The organism is Klebsiella sp. 1SOBk5mer (genome assembly GCF_046603115.1).
Classification (GTDB): Bacteria; Pseudomonadota; Gammaproteobacteria; order Enterobacterales; family Enterobacteriaceae; genus Klebsiella; species Klebsiella quasipneumoniae.
This window is the reverse complement of record NZ_JBKIUU010000009.1, coordinates 98,998-115,208: the sequence shown is the minus strand read 5'-3', so window position 1 is coordinate 115,208 and position 16,211 is coordinate 98,998. Positions and strand designations below refer to the sequence as shown.

17 protein-coding genes are annotated in these 16,211 nt (G+C 58.5%); 4 read left to right on the top strand and 13 right to left on the bottom strand.

The annotated features are described in order from the left end of the window. Positions 1-28: 28 nt before the first annotated feature. From ACLH1U_RS19520 to pmbA, 7 genes are all read right to left on the bottom strand, one after another. A complete protein-coding gene (locus ACLH1U_RS19520) occupies positions 29-673 on the bottom strand; it encodes a DUF4310 family protein (protein WP_004206504.1) in 645 nt (214 codons plus the stop codon). Positions 674-686: 13 nt separating this feature from the next. Further along, complete coding sequence (locus tag ACLH1U_RS19515) at positions 687-1,463, bottom strand: DUF4311 domain-containing protein (protein WP_002886897.1); 777 nt, start codon at positions 1,461-1,463, stop codon at positions 687-689. A 21-nt stretch (positions 1,464-1,484) separates the two neighbouring features. After that, entirely contained in the window at positions 1,485-1,784 is a 300-nt protein-coding gene (locus ACLH1U_RS19510; RefSeq protein WP_004206503.1) for a DUF4312 family protein, read from the bottom strand. A gap of 2 nt (positions 1,785-1,786) precedes the next feature. Continuing rightward, positions 1,787-2,149 carry an SFCGS family glycine-rich protein gene (locus tag ACLH1U_RS19505; RefSeq protein ID WP_032454653.1) on the bottom strand — a complete coding sequence of 121 codons (363 nt, stop codon included), beginning with the start codon at positions 2,147-2,149 and terminating at the stop codon, positions 1,787-1,789. A 10-nt stretch (positions 2,150-2,159) separates the two neighbouring features. Then, entirely contained in the window at positions 2,160-2,498 is a 339-nt protein-coding gene (locus tag ACLH1U_RS19500; protein ID WP_004206500.1) for a PRD domain-containing protein, read from the bottom strand. 288 nt (positions 2,499-2,786) lie between these two features. Next, positions 2,787-3,173, bottom strand: coding sequence for a cytochrome b562 (cybC, locus tag ACLH1U_RS19495; protein WP_002886893.1), 387 nt, complete (start codon positions 3,171-3,173; stop codon positions 2,787-2,789). 36 nt (positions 3,174-3,209) lie between these two features. Further along, positions 3,210-4,562 (bottom strand): metalloprotease PmbA, encoded by a 1,353-nt coding sequence (pmbA, locus tag ACLH1U_RS19490; protein WP_032429082.1) that lies wholly within the window; start codon positions 4,560-4,562, stop codon positions 3,210-3,212. A gap of 95 nt (positions 4,563-4,657) precedes the next feature. Here pmbA and yjgA point away from each other — a divergent pair, with 95 nt between their 5' ends. Together yjgA and ACLH1U_RS19480 are read left to right on the top strand one after the other, a co-directional pair. Continuing rightward, positions 4,658-5,209, top strand: a complete 552-nt coding sequence (gene yjgA / locus ACLH1U_RS19485) for a ribosome biogenesis factor YjgA (protein ID WP_004206498.1) — start codon at positions 4,658-4,660, stop codon at positions 5,207-5,209. Positions 5,210-6,179: 970 nt separating this feature from the next. Continuing rightward, on the top strand, positions 6,180-7,388 hold the full coding sequence (locus ACLH1U_RS19480; protein ID WP_023291750.1) for an aldose 1-epimerase family protein: 1,209 nt from the start codon (positions 6,180-6,182) through the stop codon (positions 7,386-7,388). A 42-nt stretch (positions 7,389-7,430) separates the two neighbouring features. Here ACLH1U_RS19480 and ACLH1U_RS19475 read toward each other — a convergent pair whose 3' ends face one another. Both ACLH1U_RS19475 and mpl read right to left on the bottom strand, forming a co-directional pair. Further along, positions 7,431-7,958 carry a GNAT family N-acetyltransferase gene (locus ACLH1U_RS19475; protein WP_023291749.1) on the bottom strand — a complete coding sequence of 176 codons (528 nt, stop codon included), beginning with the start codon at positions 7,956-7,958 and terminating at the stop codon, positions 7,431-7,433. Positions 7,959-8,024: 66 nt separating this feature from the next. Then, positions 8,025-9,398 (bottom strand): UDP-N-acetylmuramate:L-alanyl-gamma-D-glutamyl-meso-diaminopimelate ligase, encoded by a 1,374-nt coding sequence (gene mpl, locus ACLH1U_RS19470; RefSeq protein ID WP_044525197.1) that lies wholly within the window; start codon positions 9,396-9,398, stop codon positions 8,025-8,027. Positions 9,399-9,573: 175 nt separating this feature from the next. On the opposite strand from mpl, the gene fbp reads away from it, so the two are divergent. Beyond that, complete coding sequence (fbp, locus tag ACLH1U_RS19465) at positions 9,574-10,572, top strand: class 1 fructose-bisphosphatase (RefSeq protein ID WP_065882706.1); 999 nt, start codon at positions 9,574-9,576, stop codon at positions 10,570-10,572. Positions 10,573-10,616: 44 nt separating this feature from the next. On the opposite strand, the gene yjfF is transcribed toward fbp, so the two are convergent. The 4 genes from yjfF to ytfQ all read right to left on the bottom strand — a co-directional run bounded on the left by yjfF (position 10,617) and on the right by ytfQ (position 15,220). Next, positions 10,617-11,615, bottom strand: a complete 999-nt coding sequence (gene yjfF / locus ACLH1U_RS19460; RefSeq protein ID WP_002886825.1) for a galactofuranose ABC transporter, permease protein YjfF — start codon at positions 11,613-11,615, stop codon at positions 10,617-10,619. Then, the gene (gene ytfT / locus ACLH1U_RS19455; protein ID WP_023291747.1) at positions 11,602-12,627 is read right to left on the bottom strand and encodes a galactofuranose ABC transporter, ATP-binding protein YtfT; all 1,026 of its coding nucleotides are present in this window, start codon (positions 12,625-12,627) and stop codon (positions 11,602-11,604) included. The genes yjfF and ytfT overlap by 14 nt, the downstream gene beginning before the upstream one ends. Positions 12,628-12,637: 10 nt before the next feature. Next, a complete protein-coding gene (gene ytfR / locus ACLH1U_RS19450; protein WP_008807146.1) occupies positions 12,638-14,140 on the bottom strand; it encodes a galactofuranose ABC transporter, ATP-binding protein YtfR in 1,503 nt (500 codons plus the stop codon). 123 nt (positions 14,141-14,263) lie between these two features. Next, entirely contained in the window at positions 14,264-15,220 is a 957-nt protein-coding gene (ytfQ, locus tag ACLH1U_RS19445; protein WP_002886769.1) for a galactofuranose ABC transporter, galactofuranose-binding protein YtfQ, read from the bottom strand. A 403-nt stretch (positions 15,221-15,623) separates the two neighbouring features. Between ytfQ and ppa the strand changes: the two genes are divergently transcribed. After that, the gene (gene ppa / locus ACLH1U_RS19440; protein ID WP_002886766.1) at positions 15,624-16,154 is read left to right on the top strand and encodes an inorganic diphosphatase; all 531 of its coding nucleotides are present in this window, start codon (positions 15,624-15,626) and stop codon (positions 16,152-16,154) included. The last annotated feature ends 57 nt before the right edge of the window (positions 16,155-16,211 follow it).

The following is a 16,211-nucleotide window of genomic DNA, read 5'->3' as shown; positions in this document are numbered from 1 at the left end:
GCCCGATAAGCGCCGCGCCATCGGGCGATTAGCTAATCGCCACCGGGAAAATGGAGCCGAGGATCATCGCGCCGAGGATGGCGCCGCCGGTGATCGGTTTCTGCCAGATGTAGAACAGCAGGGCGCCAACCAGCGAGCCGATCCCGATAGGAATCGAGGCGGTCATTGCGCTGAGGATGATCAAGGGGCCGAGGAAGCGGCCGGAGGCATTACCGGCCCCCATCATCACGTCGGCGCCGTAGGTGGAGTCGCTCTGGTTGATGGTGAACTTACGCGCCAGAATGATGATATAGCCCACCGCCAGGCCGAGGATCAGGCCGGTTGCCAGCGAGGCGGCGAAGTTCGCCACCGGGAAGACAAAGCCCGCGCCGAGCAGCAGCGCCGGGACGCCAAGACCGATCCCGGTCTGAATAGCGCCGCCGATATCGAGGATCCCCACCAGCGACCCTTCGATGATGCGGGCGAACAGGAAGCTGGCGCCAAACGCCGCCACCGCGCCGTAAACGCCGGTATCAATCCCCGACTTCAGCATCGCCACGAAGGCGACTTCGTTAAAGGCGCCGATGCCGTACAGGTAGTACATGTGGGTCCCGGCGAAGACGCCGGAGGAGAGCAGGCCAACGAAGATCGGGAACGACCAGTCGGCATACCAAAAACCTTTATTCTGTTCCATTATCAGGCTCCCGTTACTTGCCGCTGAGTGAGTTGTGGATCATGTCCAGCCAGTTCGGCACGGTCAGATGGAAGGATTCGATCATCTTCATGTCGAAGCCGCGGAAGAAGCCGCTGAGGACGAACAGGGCGACAATGGCCACCATCATCACTTTGGTGACCCGGTTCCAGCCGCTCTCTTCAACGCCTTTGCCGATCAGGATGCCCAGCACCAGCCCCGGTACGGCGTTGCCCATAATCAGCTGCGCCGCGCCGCCGAAGATGGTCGCCCAGAAGCCTGATTTTTTACCGGCGTCGATCGCCGCCAGCCAGAAGATCACCGGCATCACGGTGTTCACCAGCAGGTTTGCCGCCGGGACCAGTACCTTAACCGCGGTCACCTGCAGCGCTTCCGGTACGGACGAGGCGGTGAGGTTAAGGAAGGCGACGACGATCATGCCGATGATGCCGCAGGAGATGGCCATTTTTTTCGGATCGTGCAGCGTTTCGCCGACGTTACGATTTTTCAGCATCAGCGCCGCCGCGCCCCAGTTGGGGATAATGCGGTGGTCAACATCCTGGGTGAAGGAGCCTGCTGCAACGGAAGAGGCCCAGGCGTTAAAGAAGAAACCGAGGCCAAAGGAGAAGTGGGAAGCCGGATCGCCCTCACAGGAGTTCAGCTCGCCCAGGGTTCGAAACGCCCCCATCCCCTGGGTGGTAGGGGCATGAAACATGCGTGCCGCTCCGGCGCCCACGCCGACGCCGACCAGGCCGCCGATGATAAGCGATTTTATTAATATTATCAGGAACATAGTCAGACCCTTTGCTAACAATCAGGTTTGCGTGACGAAATCCACTTTATCGAGATCGATGGCGGTCACGTTGACGGTGACGTCCAGCTCCACGCTGTAGGTCCGTCGTTCACGGCGCAAAAAGAAAAACAGGAAGGCCTCTTTTCGTACCGCTTCGCGCGCATGAACAACCGTCACGTCCTGTGGCTCAATACGCAGCAGAATGTGCGATGACGTTTTCATCACCGCAGCCTGCACATGGTTCAGGGCATCGGCGAAGGCCCGTGATTTGCTTTCGCCTTTGCCGGCAACCCTCACCGTGGTGGTGAATTGCTCTTTCATACTTATGCGCCGTATTTCTTTTTCCAGGCCTCTACCAGCCGCTCGCCCAGCTCTTCTTTATCCATAAAGCCGAAGCCCAGCACGTTGCAGCCTTCGTTGATGGCGGTGACGCCCTCTTCCACGGAACGCATGCCGTATTTCGCTTTGTAGCCGTGTTTGGTCTGGGCGGTGATGGCGCCGGCGCCGCCGCTGCCGCAGAAGGAGATGCCGAAGGTGGCGTTTTCCGCTTTCATCATGTCGCCAAGCTTCATGTCGGCAGCAACGCCAGGGACGACCACTGCACGTGCGCCGGCTTTCTCTGCGCCTGCGGCGACTTTTTGGCCTTTACCCAGACGGTCGCCAATAACTACGGTGATTTGTTCCATGTTTTGCTCCTTACAGGTTTTCTTTTGCGACTTCGAAATGGACGGAGAGCAGCCAGGCCTCTTCATCAGGCAGGTTGCCGAACTGCGCGACCACTTCGCGGGCCAACGTCATTGAATCTGGTGAAATCTCTTCGAACAGGCTGGCATCCACTTCCGGCAGCGGTTCCCCGCTGATTGACCGGTGGGCCATCGCCCGCACGTGGGAGGTCAGCATTTGCTCCTGAACGTCGTTAGGGACGATGCCGTGACGGCTTAACAGGGCAAAAACCTGCTGCAGCATCTTGTCAGCCAGGCGTTCGGTCTGCGCTGCCTGCTCCCCTACGTCGTGTATTACCGCTCCGTTATTCACTTCTGATACCCCGCTGATGTCTCTGGGAATCAAAGTAGCGCCGGGGGATGGGAGTTTGTAGCGAGTTGTTTTCCACTTCGAAGTGGAAAGGGAGACGGCAGGCGTGATCGACCCCACACATTCACTGGAAAAATGAAAAAACAGCAATTATGGCGTGAGACGTATCACAACAATGCGCGTGAATGTGCAGCCCGCGGCTGCGGAAAGGCCGGAAAAAGAGATCGAAAAGTGTGATATCGGTAGGCTTTCAGGCGGGAGACATCGGCTGATGCCTCCCGAAAACGGCAGTTAGCGGTACTTCTTATGGTAGGTGTTGCGGGTGGTTTTAAACTCCTCCGCGGCGGCCTGCGCCTCTTTCACCTTGCCTTCATTCGCCAGCTTCAGCGCGCCGTCGATCTGGCCGATCAGAATATCCAGACCGTGACGGTAATCTTTCATCTCAGCGCTGTCGGCCGCTTTGCCTTCCAGCTTCGGCGGCGTCTCTTTCTGGGCATCAACCGCGGCGGTACGCATCTTATTCAGCGCCGCTTTCAGTTCGCCGGCGTCGGAGGTTTTCTGTACCACTTGCAGATTTTCTGCCAGAGTGTCCATGTCTTCGCCCAGGTCGGCGAAGGCCGAGGCTGAACCGAGCGCAAAAGCAGAGACAGCCAGCATCGCTAACAGTTTTTTACGCATTGCTCACTTCCTTTTTATTATTTAAGCAAACAGGTGTTATTGCCCGGCGATTTTCATCTCCGGCAGCAGCACAGAACCGCACTGAATGTTGCTGCGCGTTTCAATATCATCGCCGATGGTCACGATATTACGCCACATTTCTTTCAGATTTCCTGCAATGGTGATCTCACTGACAGGATATTGAATTTCGCCATTTTCTACCCAGAAGCCGGATGCGCCGCGTGAGTAGTCGCCAGTGACGCCACTGACACCCTGCCCCATCAGTTCGGTAACCACAAGACCGGTGCCCATCTCTTTAAGCATCTTTGCAAAACTCAGGCCGCGGCCGTTGATGCGCCAGTTATGGATGCCGCCGGCGTGGCCGGTGCTTTTCATCCCCAGCTTGCGGGCGGAGTAGTTGGTCAGCAGCCACTGGGTCAGCACGCCGTCTTTGACGATATCGCGACGCTCAGTGCGCACGCCTTCGCTGTCGAACGGCGTGGAGGCCAGTCCTTTACGCAGGTGCGGATGCTCTTCAATGGTCAGCCACTCCGGCAAAATTTGTTTGCCCAGCGAATCGAGCAGGAAGGTGGATTTGCGGTATACCGAACCACCGGCAATCGCTCCGACCAGGTGGCCAAACAGCCCGGTCGCCACTTCATTGGCGAAAATCACCGGCGCCTTCATGGTCGACAGCTTACGCGGCGCGAGGCGCGACAGGGTGCGGCGGGCGCACTCTTCCCCGACCCATTCCGGGGACTGCAGATCCTCGATCGCCCGGCCAATGGTATAGGCGTAGTCGCGTTCCATGTCGCCGTCATCTTCCGCGATCACGCAGCTGGAAAGGGAGTGGCGAGTCGAACAGTAGCTCTGCAGCATGCCATGGCTGTTGCCGAACACTTTGATGCCGTAGTGGCTGTTAAAGCTGCCGCCTTCGGTGTTGGTGATGCGTTTATCGGCCTTCAGCGCCGCTTGCTCTGCGCGGGCGGCCAGTTCGATGGCCTCATCCGGGGAGACCTCCGCCGGGTGGAACAGGTCCAGATCCGGGGCGTCAAAGGCCAGCAGCTCTTTATCCGCCACGCCGGCGAAGGGATCCGGGGAGGTGTAGCGGGCGATATCCAGCGCCGCCTGCACGGTGCGGGCGATGGCGTCCGGGCTGAGATCGGTGGAAGAGGCGCTGCCCTTGCGGTTCTGGTGGTAAACCGTGATGCCTAACGCCCCATCGCTATTGAATTCTACATTCTCCACTTCGCCATAGCGGGTGCTGACGCCGATGCCCGTCGTCTTGCTGACGGAGACTTCCGCGCCATCGGATTTACCTGCCGCCAGTTCCAGCGCCGTGGTCACGGCCTCTTCCAGCGTCTTACGTTGCTGGGCAACTTGAGAGATCACTTTCATTGCTAATGCCATAATGTAAGAAGGAGTTAACTGAAGTCTAACAGAGAACCGTTTTTCAGTGCGCGCCTTAACTGGTAACATTAGCCTCTTTTTTTAAGGAGCCTGAGATGACAAAGCAGCCCGAAGACTGGCTCGACGACGTTCCCGGTGATGATATCGAGGATGAAGACGATGAAATTATCTGGGTCAGTAAGAGTGAAATTAAGCGCGACGCGGAAGAACTGAAGCGTCTTGGCGCGGAACTCGTTGACCTGGGGAAAAACGCGCTGGATAAAATTCCGCTGGATACTGACCTGCGCGACGCCATCGAACTCGCCCAGCGAATCAAAAAAGAGGGTCGCCGCCGCCAGCTGCAGCTTATCGGTAAGATGCTGCGCAATCGCGATGTCGATCCGATTCGTCAGGCGCTGGATAAGCTGAAAAACCGCCACAACCAGCAGGTTGCGCTGTTCCACAAGCTGGAGCAGATCCGTGACCGACTGATTGACGACGGGGATGACGCCGTAGCTGAAGTGCTGAACCTGTGGCCAGATGCTGACCGTCAGCAGCTGCGTTCCCTGATCCGCAATGCGAAGAAAGAGAAAGAAGGCAACAAACCGCCGAAATCCGCGCGCCTGATCTTCCAGTATCTGCGCGAACTGGCGGAAAACGAAGGCTAATTCCCGCCGCTTTTGCCGCACAAGTCACCCGGATGGCGGCGCGCTGCGCCTTATCCGGGCTACTCCGCTTTGTCTGGTGGCGGCTACGCCTTATCCGGCCTACGGAAGGCTGCTGAACCTGAGTTATCAAACAGTTGCTCGACTCTGTAGGCCCGCGCAAGCGCCGCGCCGCCGGGCAGGCTGTATCCTACGCTATTCCCGTTGTTGTGCCGGATGGCGGCCAGGCCTTATCCGGCCTACGGAAGGCTGCTGAACCTGAGTTATCAAACAGTTGTTCAACTCCGCAGGCCCGCGCAAGCGCCGCGCCGCGCCGCCGGGCAGGCTGTATCCTACGCCGTTCCCGTCGTTGTGCCGGATGGCGGCTACGCCTTATCCGGCCTACGGAAGGCTGCTGAACCTGAGTTATCAAACAGTTGCTCAACTCCGCAGGCCCGCGCAAGCGCCGCGCCGCCGGGCAGGCTGTATCCAACGCCGTTCCCGTCGTTGTGCCGGATGGCGGCTACGCCTTATCCGGCCTACGGAAGGCTGCTGAACCTGAGTTATCAAACAGTTGCTCGACTCTGTAGGCCCGCGCAAGCGCCGCGCCGCCAGGCAGGCTGTATCCGGCGCGTTCCCGTCGTTGTGCCGGATGGCGGCCAGGCCTTATCCGGCACACCTCCCCCTTCTTCAACGCAAGCATCGCGTCAGCAGGGGGTTCCCCGCTGCCTCCCCTGAGCCCCCAAGTCCACACAACGAGACTGTCGTTTATTGCCTTCTCTAAAGCTGAATCGTTAAAGCTAAAAGCAATGCAGATCACGTCTTGTGGTGATAATTAAGCATGGTTTATCACAATAATACGACGACTATCGCATTTAACATCTTAAAAACGGCCACTTTCTCACCAGGTGAGGCGCTTCACATTTTAATCACCCCCATGCCGGTAGATTTCACACGTCAATGACACAATCGATTCAGCAAAAAGGGAATAAAAATGAAAAAGACACTGGTTCTGACGGCTATCGCTCTGCTGGTTTCTGGCTCTGCCGCGGCAAAAACATGGGTGCTGACGAATGCTGAAGAGGGCATGGATAAAGGAAACTGGCAGATCGGCAGCGATCAGCTGAAGGTGAAAGACCATGCGTTCAGCATTGAGCAGAAAGTCCTGCACGGCGGCAAGCAGGAAGGCAGCAAAATCCTCACCATTCGCAGTAAAGACGGCCTGACCATCACCCTCAGCCCGACGCGCGGCATGAACTTGCTGCGAGTGGAAGGCTTCGGCAGCCGGATGGGTTGGGATTCGCCGGTCAAAGAGGTTGTTAACCCGGCGTTTATCAACCTGGAGAGTCGCAACGGGCTCGGCTGGCTGGAAGGGTTCAACGAAATGATGGTCCGCTGCGGCTATGAGTGGACCGGCCATCCGGTGACCGCGGACGGGCAAATTTATACCCTGCACGGCAAGGCAGGCAACACGCCGGCCTCTCTGGTGGAGGTAGAGGTGGCCGACAGCGCGCCGTATGAAATTCGCGTCCGCGGGCTGGTGAAAGAGAGCACCTTCAAAAAAGCCGATCTGCAAACCATGACCGAGCTGCGCTATATCCCGGGCAGCAACAGCTTCAGCCTGCACGATGTCTTAACCAATCACGCCGACTATCCGCATGATTACCAGATCATCTACCATAGCAACTTCGGCACCCCGATCCTGGAAGAAGGCGCGCGTTTCCTCGCCCCGATGTCCAGCATCAGCCCGTTCAATGATTACGCTAAGAGCGGATTAAAAACCTGGCAAACCTATCAGGGGCCGACCAAAGACTTTGACGAGATGGTGTTTAATATTCAGCCGCTGGCCGATGAAAATCACCAGACGCTGGCCGCCGTGGTCAACAAAGCGGGCGATAAAGGAGCTTCCATTCAGTTCGACACCCGCCAGCTGCCGGTCCTGACGCTGTGGAAAAACACCGACACCGTCAAACAGGGCTATGTCACCGGTATCGAGCCGGGGACCAGCTACGCCTATCCGGTGACCATTGAACGCGAGCAAAAACGCGTAAAACAGCTGCAGCCGGGCGCCAGCGCGCAGTTTGATCTGACCTACACCCTGCTGCATGACAGTGCCCAGGTGGCCGCCGTCGAGCAGAAAATCGCGCAGATTCAGGGCGACAATAAAGTGGCGGAGAACGACACGCCGATCGCCAAAGAGTAAAAATACCCCAGCCGAACGCCCGGAGCGGTACGCCGCGCCGGGCTACGCCCGCCCCATCACCTCGCGCCCGAGATCCCGGGCAAACTGCTGATACTGTCGCTCATCGATCGGCTGCGGGTAGCTCAGCACCAGCAGTTCATGATCCGCGATGCCCTGATGATAGGTCGGATGACGATGCGCCCAGGGGTTAGCGTGGAATCCCATCGACTGATAAAAGCGCAGCCGTTTATGGGCGATCTCGCTGCTCAGCGGATCGATTTCCAGAATGGTCAGCGGCGCGCGCGTCAGGATCTGCGCCAGCAGCTGTTTACCATAGCCGCGGGAGCGCAGCGTATCGTCGATCGCCAAATGTTCGACATAACAGTAGCCGGCAAACTGCCAGCAGCCGCTGAGGCCGATAAATACGTCCTCATCGAACCACGCCTCCAGCGCGTAGTGCGCGTTGCTCAGCGCCTGACGTTTGGCCTCGCTTTCGCGCTGCTCGTGCCACGGAAAGGCGCGCGCGTAGAGCGCGTCCAGCATGGCGAAATGGGGCGAGTCGGTAGAAAGTACGCTTTCGCGGGTCAGCATCACACCATCCCTGTTGGTAAAAACAAAACTGCCCTCACGCGGAGGGCAGTGACCGGAGGCGGGACGTTACTCTGTCGCGGCCGCTTTTTGCGCCAGTTTATCCAGCAGCTTTTGATGAATGCCGCCGAAGCCGCCGTTGCTCATCACCAGGATATGGTCGCCAGGATGGGCGGTTTTGACCACCATCTCCGCCAGGGTATCGACGTCGGCGCTCCAGTGAGCCGGCTGGACGCAGGCTTCCGCCACTTCCGCCACCTGCCACGGGATATGCTGCGGCTGCAGGAGGAACACCTCATCGGCGCGGCCAAGAGACGGCGCCAGATCGTCTTTGCAGACGCCCATTTTCATGGTGTTAGAGCGCGGCTCCAGCACGGCGAGAATGCGCGCGGTGCCGCCCACTTTGCCGCGCAGCGCCTGCAGCGTAGCGAGGATGGCCGTCGGATGATGAGCGAAATCGTCATACACGGTGACGCCGTTGGCTTCGCCGCGCAGCTCCAGGCGACGGCGGGCGTTGATAAAGCTGCCCAGCGCGTTCGCGGCATCCGCCGGCAGTACCCCGACGTGACGCGCCGCGGCAATGGCCATCAGGCCGTTATGCATATTATGCTCGCCGACCAGCGCCCACTTCACCTCGCCGACCTTTTCACCGTCGAACAGCACTTCCCACTGCGAGGCGTCAGCGTTCAGCTTCCTCGCCTGCCAGTGGCCCTGCTCGCCCACCAGCTCCTGCTCGCTCCAGCAACCCATCGCCATCACCTGCTTCAGGTTGATGTCGTTCTCCGGCAGGATAATTTTGCCTTTGCCCGGCACGATGCGCACCAGATGGTGGAACTGCTTCTGAATCGCCTTCAGGTCGTCAAAGATATCCGCGTGGTCGAACTCAAGGTTGTTGAGGATCAGCGTCCGCGGGCAGTAGTGAACAAATTTGGAGCGCTTGTCGAAGAAGGCGCAGTCGTATTCATCCGCTTCAATGACGAAGAACGGGCTGTCGCCCAGGCGCGCAGAGACGTCAAAATTGCCCGGCACGCCGCCGATCACGAAGCCCGGCTGGTAACCGCAGGCTTCAAGGATCCAGGTCGCCATGCCGGCGGTGGTGGTTTTGCCGTGGGTCCCGGCGACGGCCAGCACCCAGCGATCGCGCAGCACGAAGTCGTGCAGCCACTGCGGGCCGGACATATAGGGAATATTGTTTTCCAGCACCGCTTCAACGCACGGGTTGCCGCGAGTCATGGCGTTACCGATGATCACCAGATCCGGCCGGGGCTCCAGCTGGCTGGGGTCATAGCCCTGAATTAAATCAATCCCCTGGTTTTCCAGCAGGGTGCTCATCGGCGGATAGACGTTAGCATCCGACCCCGTTACCTCATGACCGAGGGAGCGCGCCAGCATGGCCAGGCCCCCCATAAACGTGCCACAGATTCCTAAAATATGAATGCGCATTCGTCATTTCCTTCTCTTATCCGGGGCACATTTTACCCATATCCCGGGCCCTGGCGAAATGCATTTCAGGCGAATCTGTATTTTGCTGGCGCGATTCACTAGTGCGCACTTTTTTGATTCTTTGTTAAGATTGTTGCGTTCGTTTTACTCAACATAAAAATGCAGGGAACGAGTTATGAAAACGTTAGGTGAGTTTATTGTTGAAAAGCAGCACGAGTTCTCCCACGCCACCGGTGAGCTGACTGCTTTGTTGTCAGCAATAAAGTTGGGCGCCAAGATCATCCACCGCGATATCAACAAGGCCGGTCTGGTCGATATCCTGGGTGCCAGCGGTGCTGAAAACGTTCAGGGCGAGGTGCAGCAAAAACTCGATCTGTTCGCGAATGAAAAATTAAAAGCCGCACTGCGAGCACGCGATATTGTTGCCGGGATCGCCTCTGAAGAAGAAGATGAGATTGTCGTCTTCGAAGGGTGTGAACACGCCAAATACGTGGTGCTGATGGACCCTCTGGATGGCTCCTCTAACATCGACGTTAACGTCTCTGTTGGTACGATCTTCTCTATCTACCGCCGCGTGACGCCTGTTGGCACGCCGGTGACAGAAGAAGACTTCCTGCAGCCGGGTAACCGCCAGGTCGCCGCCGGCTATGTGGTTTACGGTTCCTCGACGATGCTGGTGTATACCACCGGCTGCGGCGTCCACGCCTTCACCTACGACCCGTCCCTCGGCGTCTTCTGTCTGTGCCAGGAGCGCATGCGCTTCCCGGAGAAGGGCAATACCTACTCCATTAACGAAGGCAACTACATCAAATTCCCGCAGGGCGTGAAGAAGTACATTAAGTACTGCCAGGAAGAGGACAAAGCGACGCAGCGTCCTTATACCTCACGCTATATCGGCTCGCTGGTGGCGGACTTCCACCGCAACCTGCTGAAAGGCGGCATCTACCTCTATCCAAGCACCGCCAGCCACCCGGACGGCAAGCTGCGCCTGCTGTATGAATGCAACCCGATGGCCTTCCTCGCCGAACAGGCGGGCGGTAAGGCCAGCGATGGTAAAGAGCGTATTCTGGATATTGTTCCGGAAAGCCTGCACCAGCGCCGCTCCTTCTTCGTCGGCAACAACCACATGGTGGAAGACGTCGAGAACTTTATTAAGTCGTTCCCGGACGCCTAAGCGCCCTGCCCGCTCCTCCCGCGCCTGCGGGAGGAGCCTCTCTCTTAGCGACTCCCCGCCCCGCTCACCCGCGTGACCGCCGCATTCTGCCGGTTTTCCCACAGCACGGTCAGCCCACGCTGCAGCGCGATAAAGATAAACAGCAAAATGCCGATGGCGATTTTGGTCCACCATGAGCTGAGGGTGCCGTCGAAGTTGATATAGGTCTGAATCAGCCCCTGGATCGCCACCCCGAACAGGGTTCCCAGCACAGTGCCGACGCCGCCGCTGAGCAGCGTGCCGCCGATCACCACCGAGGCAATGGCGTCCAGCTCTACGCCGACGCCCGCCAGCGCATAGCCCGCCTGGGTATAAATGGAAAAGACGATCCCGGCCAGCGTCGCCAGCCCGGTGGAAAGCATATAGATACGGATCGTGGCGCTGCGGGTGGAAATCCCCATTAAATTCGCCGACGTCGCGTTGCCGCCAATGGCATACACCTGGTTGCCGAAGCGGGTGCGGTGGGCGACAAAAATACCGGCCACCACCACCAGCAGCATCAGCAGCCCCATGGCGCTGAGGCGTCCGCCGCCGGGAATAGTCCATGCCAGCCCGGACAGGGTGTCGTACACCGGGTGGTTAATTGGAATCGACTCCTCTGACACCAGATAGCTCACGCCGCGCAGGAAGAACATGCCGGCGAGGGTGATGATAAAGGCCGGGATCTTCAGGGCGTCAATCAGCAGCCCCATAAACGCGCCGAAGGCGCAGCCCATCACCAGCACCAGCGGAAACGCCACCAGCGGTGATATTCCCCAAAAGCCAATCGCTTTGGCGAGAAAGACGCCGGTAAAGGCGATCACCGACCCGACAGACAGATCGATCCCGCCGGAGAGGATCACGAAGGTCATGCCCACGGCGATGATCCCGAGGAAGGCGTTATCCGTCAGGATATTGCAGATCACCCGCGTCGAGGCAAAGCCGGGGAATTGCGTCAGGCAGTAGAGATAGCCCAGCACAAACACCGCGAGGGTGATCATCAACGGTAAATTACGTTTTATCATGGCCGCGTACCCCTTTCAGTAAACCGATAAAGCGCGGCGACTGGACAATCAGTACGCACAGCACCACCACCGCTTTCACCACCTGGTTGAGCTCCGGCGGGAAGCCGGAGAGCAAAATCCCGGTGTTCATTCCCTGGATAATCAGCGCCCCCACCACCGACAGCAGCAGGTTGAAGCGCCCGCCCATCAGCGAAGCGCCGCCGATGACCACCGCCAGAATGGCGTCCAGCTCAAGCCATAGCCCGGCGTTATTGGCATCCGCGCCGCGAATGTCCGCCGCCACGATGATCCCGGCGATCGCCGCGCAGACGCCGCTCAGGACATAGGCCAGCATCACCACGATGCGGGTATTGACGCCGGCGTTTTTCGCCGCGCGGATATTGATCCCTACCGCTTCGATAAACATGCCCAGCGCCGTTTTGCGGGTAAACAGCCAGAACAGCAGCAGGGTCGCGGCGGCGATGATCACCGGCGTCGGAAACAGGAGGAACGATCCGCTGCCGAGCCACGCCAGCGCCGGGGAATCAAAGGTGACGATCTGCCCGGCGGTGATCAACTGCGCCACCCCGCGTCCGGCCACCATCAGGATCAGCGTCGCCACAAAGGGCTGGATCTTAAGGACCGCCACGAGAATGCCGTTCCATAGCCCGGCCAGCGCGCCCGCCGCCAGCGAGGCCAGCAGCACCACCGGCAGGCTGTGACCGGCGACGGTCATCGAGGCGGCCGTCGCGCCGGCTATCGCCATCACCGCCCCCACCGACAGGTCGATGCCGCCGGTGGCGATCACCAGCGTCATGCCGATGGCCAGCAGCGCCACCGGGGCGGCGCGGTTGAGAATATCGATTGGGCTGCCAAACAGGCGGCCATCCTGGAGCACTACCTGATAAAAATGGGGCGCCACCAGGCTGTCGACCAGCAGAACCAGCAGCAGGGCAATGATCTGCGGGGTGCCCTTCGGCCAGGTGAAGCGTCGCTTCTCCGGGCCGGTTTGCGAAAGAGATCGAGGCATCATGGGTTACTCCTTATGCCGCAATTGCGTTCATGATCGCCGGTACAGAGAGCTCGGCGAGCGGGATCTCGGCCACCTGCCGGCGATCGCGCATGATAATGACCCGATCGGCGTAACCCACCAGCTCCTCCAGTTCAGAGGAGATGACCAGCAGCGCGAGGCCATCGGCGCAGAGGGTTTCAATCAGGCGAATGATTTCCGCATGGGCGCCGACGTCGATGCCGCGGGTCGGCTCATCGAGGATCAGGAACTGCGGTTTGGTCAGCAGCCAGCGGGAAAGCAGCACCTTCTGCTGGTTGCCGCCGGAGAGAAACTCGATCGGCTGCTCCGCGCTGGGGGTGCGGATCCCCAGCTGGCGAATAAAGCGCTCGGCGATCTCGTTCTGTTCGCGCCGGGGTATCGGCCGCAGCCAGCCGCGCTGCGCCTGCAGGGCGAGGACGATATTTTCCCGCACCGAGGCGGCGGCGATAATGCCGTCGGTTTTGCGATCCTCCGGACAGAAGCCGATCCCGAGGCAGGAGGCCTGATGCGGAGAACGCAGGGTTTGCGGTTTGCCTTTGATCCACGCCTTCCCGCTGTCCGCCGTTTTAATACCGAAGATCACCTCGGCGGTTTCCGTGCGGCCGGAACCCAACAGGCCGGCGAGGCCAACGATTTCGCCCGGACGCACCTGCAGGTCGAACGGGGCGATGGTGCCTTTTTTACCGTAGCCTTCAAATGCCGCCACCGGCTTATCGCTCAGCAGGGTTCGGCCCGCCCGCTGCAGGGCGTTGTGGTCCAGTTCGCGGCCCAGCATCATTTTCACCAGCTCAATCTGCGGCAGCTCGCGGGTCTCGCGGCAGCCGACGAAGCTGCCGTTGCGCAGCACGGTAATGCGGTCGCTGACCGCATAGACCTGGTCGAGAAAATGGGTGACGAAGATCAGGCTGACGCCGTTATCCCTGAGCTGGCGCATCAGGGTAAACAGCATCTCCACCTCCTGGGTATCGAGGCTGGCGGTGGGCTCGTCGAGGATCAGCACTTTGGCCGACAGGTCGATGGCCCGGCAGATAGCGACGATCTGCTGCATCGCCACTGAAAAGCGGTTCAGCGGCTCGCGCACATCGAGGGAAAAGCCGTAGGAGGCCATCAGCGCCGTCGCCCTGGCCTCCATCTCTTTCCGCCGCAGCAGGCCAAACCGCCGCGGCTCACGGCCGATGAACAGGTTATCCGCCACCGACATATTGGGCAGCAGGTTCACTTCCTGGTAGACAGTGCCGATCCCCAGCTGCTGGGCATGGGCGGTATTTTTCGGGGAAATGGCCTGGCCTTCCAGCCAGATAGTGCCGCGATCGGCATGGTAAACGCCGGTAAGCGCTTTGATCAGCGTCGATTTCCCGGCGCCGTTTTCGCCCAACAGGGCCATGATTTCGCCGCGCCGCAGGCTAAAGTTGACGTTATCCAGCGCCTTAACGCCGGGGAAGAATTTACTGAGTCCTTCGGTGCGAAGGATCTCCTGGTGTGCCTCGGCGCTCATAATCGATATCACCTTCAAATGATGTCAGGTTGCCCCGGTTCGCGCTGTGCTTGCCGGGGTTGCTGGAACGCTGCCTGTTACCCTCTCCGGCTGAGGAGAGGGGCGGGATGAGGGGCTATCCACTCAGTAGCCCATATTTTTCTTCTTCTCTAACTCTTCTTTCGCCGTATCCGGCAGATACAGCGTCGATTTGGTAATGGTCAGCTTCTCCGGCAGGGTGCCGTCTTTTTTGTATTTCTCCAGCGCATCAAACGCCGGGCCGGCCATATTTGGCGTCAGCTCGACGCTGGCGTTGGCTTCACCGGCGATCATCGCTTTATAGATATCCGGCACGCCGTCGATGGAGCCGGTCAGAATATCTTTGCCCGGCTTCAGGCCAGCTTCTTTAATGGCCTGGATGGCGCCGATGGCCATATCGTCGTTATGAGCGAATACCATGCAGATGTTTTTGCCGTTATTCTCAGCCTTGATAAAGCTCTCCATAACCTCTTTCCCTTTGCTGCGGGTGAAGTCGCCGGACTGAGAGCGGATGATTTTGATATTCGACGCTTTGGCGATGGCGTCAGCGAAGCCTTTCTTACGGTCGATGGCCACGCTGGCCCCGACGGTGCCCTGCAGTTCCACGACGTTACACGGCTTACCGTCGACGGTTTTCACCAGCCAGTCGCCAATCAGTTGACCTTCCAGCACGTTGTTGGCGGTCACGGTGGTCATGTAGAGATCTTTATCTTTCACATCAATGGAACGGTCGAGGAGGAAGACCGGGATTTTGGCCTCTTTCGCCTCTTTCAGCACCGGCTCCCAGCCGGTAGCCACCACCGGCGCAATGAAGATCGCGTCTACCCCCTGGGCGATAAAGGAGCGCACCGCTTTGATCTGGTTTTCCTGTTTTTGCTGACCATCGGCGATCTTCAGCGTGATACCGCGCTTGGCGGCTTCCTCTTTCGCGACGCTGGTTTCTGCCGCACGCCAGCCGGATTCAGAACCGACCTGCGAAAAACCTACGGTTAGCGGGGCAGCTATCGCCATAGACGACATAGCTGCGGAAACTGCTGTGACAAGAAGTAAGCGCTTCCACATAAGGGTATCCTCGTAGGGTTATTGTTGGTTAAAGTCTCACCTGCGGACAAACTATAGACAATCGGTGATGTAACTGAATGCGTTACATCACACTTCAAAAAAGTAAATGAGATGTTAATGACGGCCCCATTGCCCAGCGGAGAGCCGATAAGGCTTCGCAGGGAGCGCGGCTGTTGCGGTTTATGACGTTTTTTTAAGCGGTTTGATAAATCAATCACATGCAATGAAAACGGTTACATAAATTTATTCATGATGTGGCTATGTTTATGGATTTTCATGCCATTATTGCGCGCAAAATTCAGAGCACTCCACGGCGAGATCGGGAAAAAGAAGCGAAGACATTCGATGTGAGTTGGCTATAATACCGAGCACTTGTTTGCCATACATTTTAAAGGAAACAGACATGAGCTTACTCAACGTACCTGCGGGCAAAGATCTGCCGGAAGACATCTACGTCGTGATCGAGATCCCGGCGAACGCAGATCCCATCAAATACGAAGTCGACAAAGAGAGCGGTGCACTGTTCGTTGACCGTTTCATGTCCACAGCGATGTTCTATCCGTGCAACTACGGCTACATCAACCACACCCTGTCCCTGGACGGCGACCCGGTTGACGTGCTGGTCCCGACCCCGTACCCGCTGCAGCCGGGCTCCGTGATCCGCTGCCGTCCGGTTGGCGTTCTGAAGATGACCGACGAATCCGGTGAAGATGCGAAACTGGTTGCGGTACCGCACACCAAGCTGAGCAAAGAATACGATCACATCAACGATGTGAACGACCTGCCGGAACTGCTGAAAGCCCAGATCACTCACTTCTTTGAGCACTACAAAGATCTGGAAAAAGGCAAGTGGGTTAAAGTCGACGGTTGGGACAACGCAGAAGCGGCGAAAGCTGAAATCGTTGCCTCTTTCGAGCGCGCTAAGCAGAAGTAATTCTGTCTCAGGCAGGGTCATACCCTGCCTGATTGCGGCACGGATAGCCGCGATAAC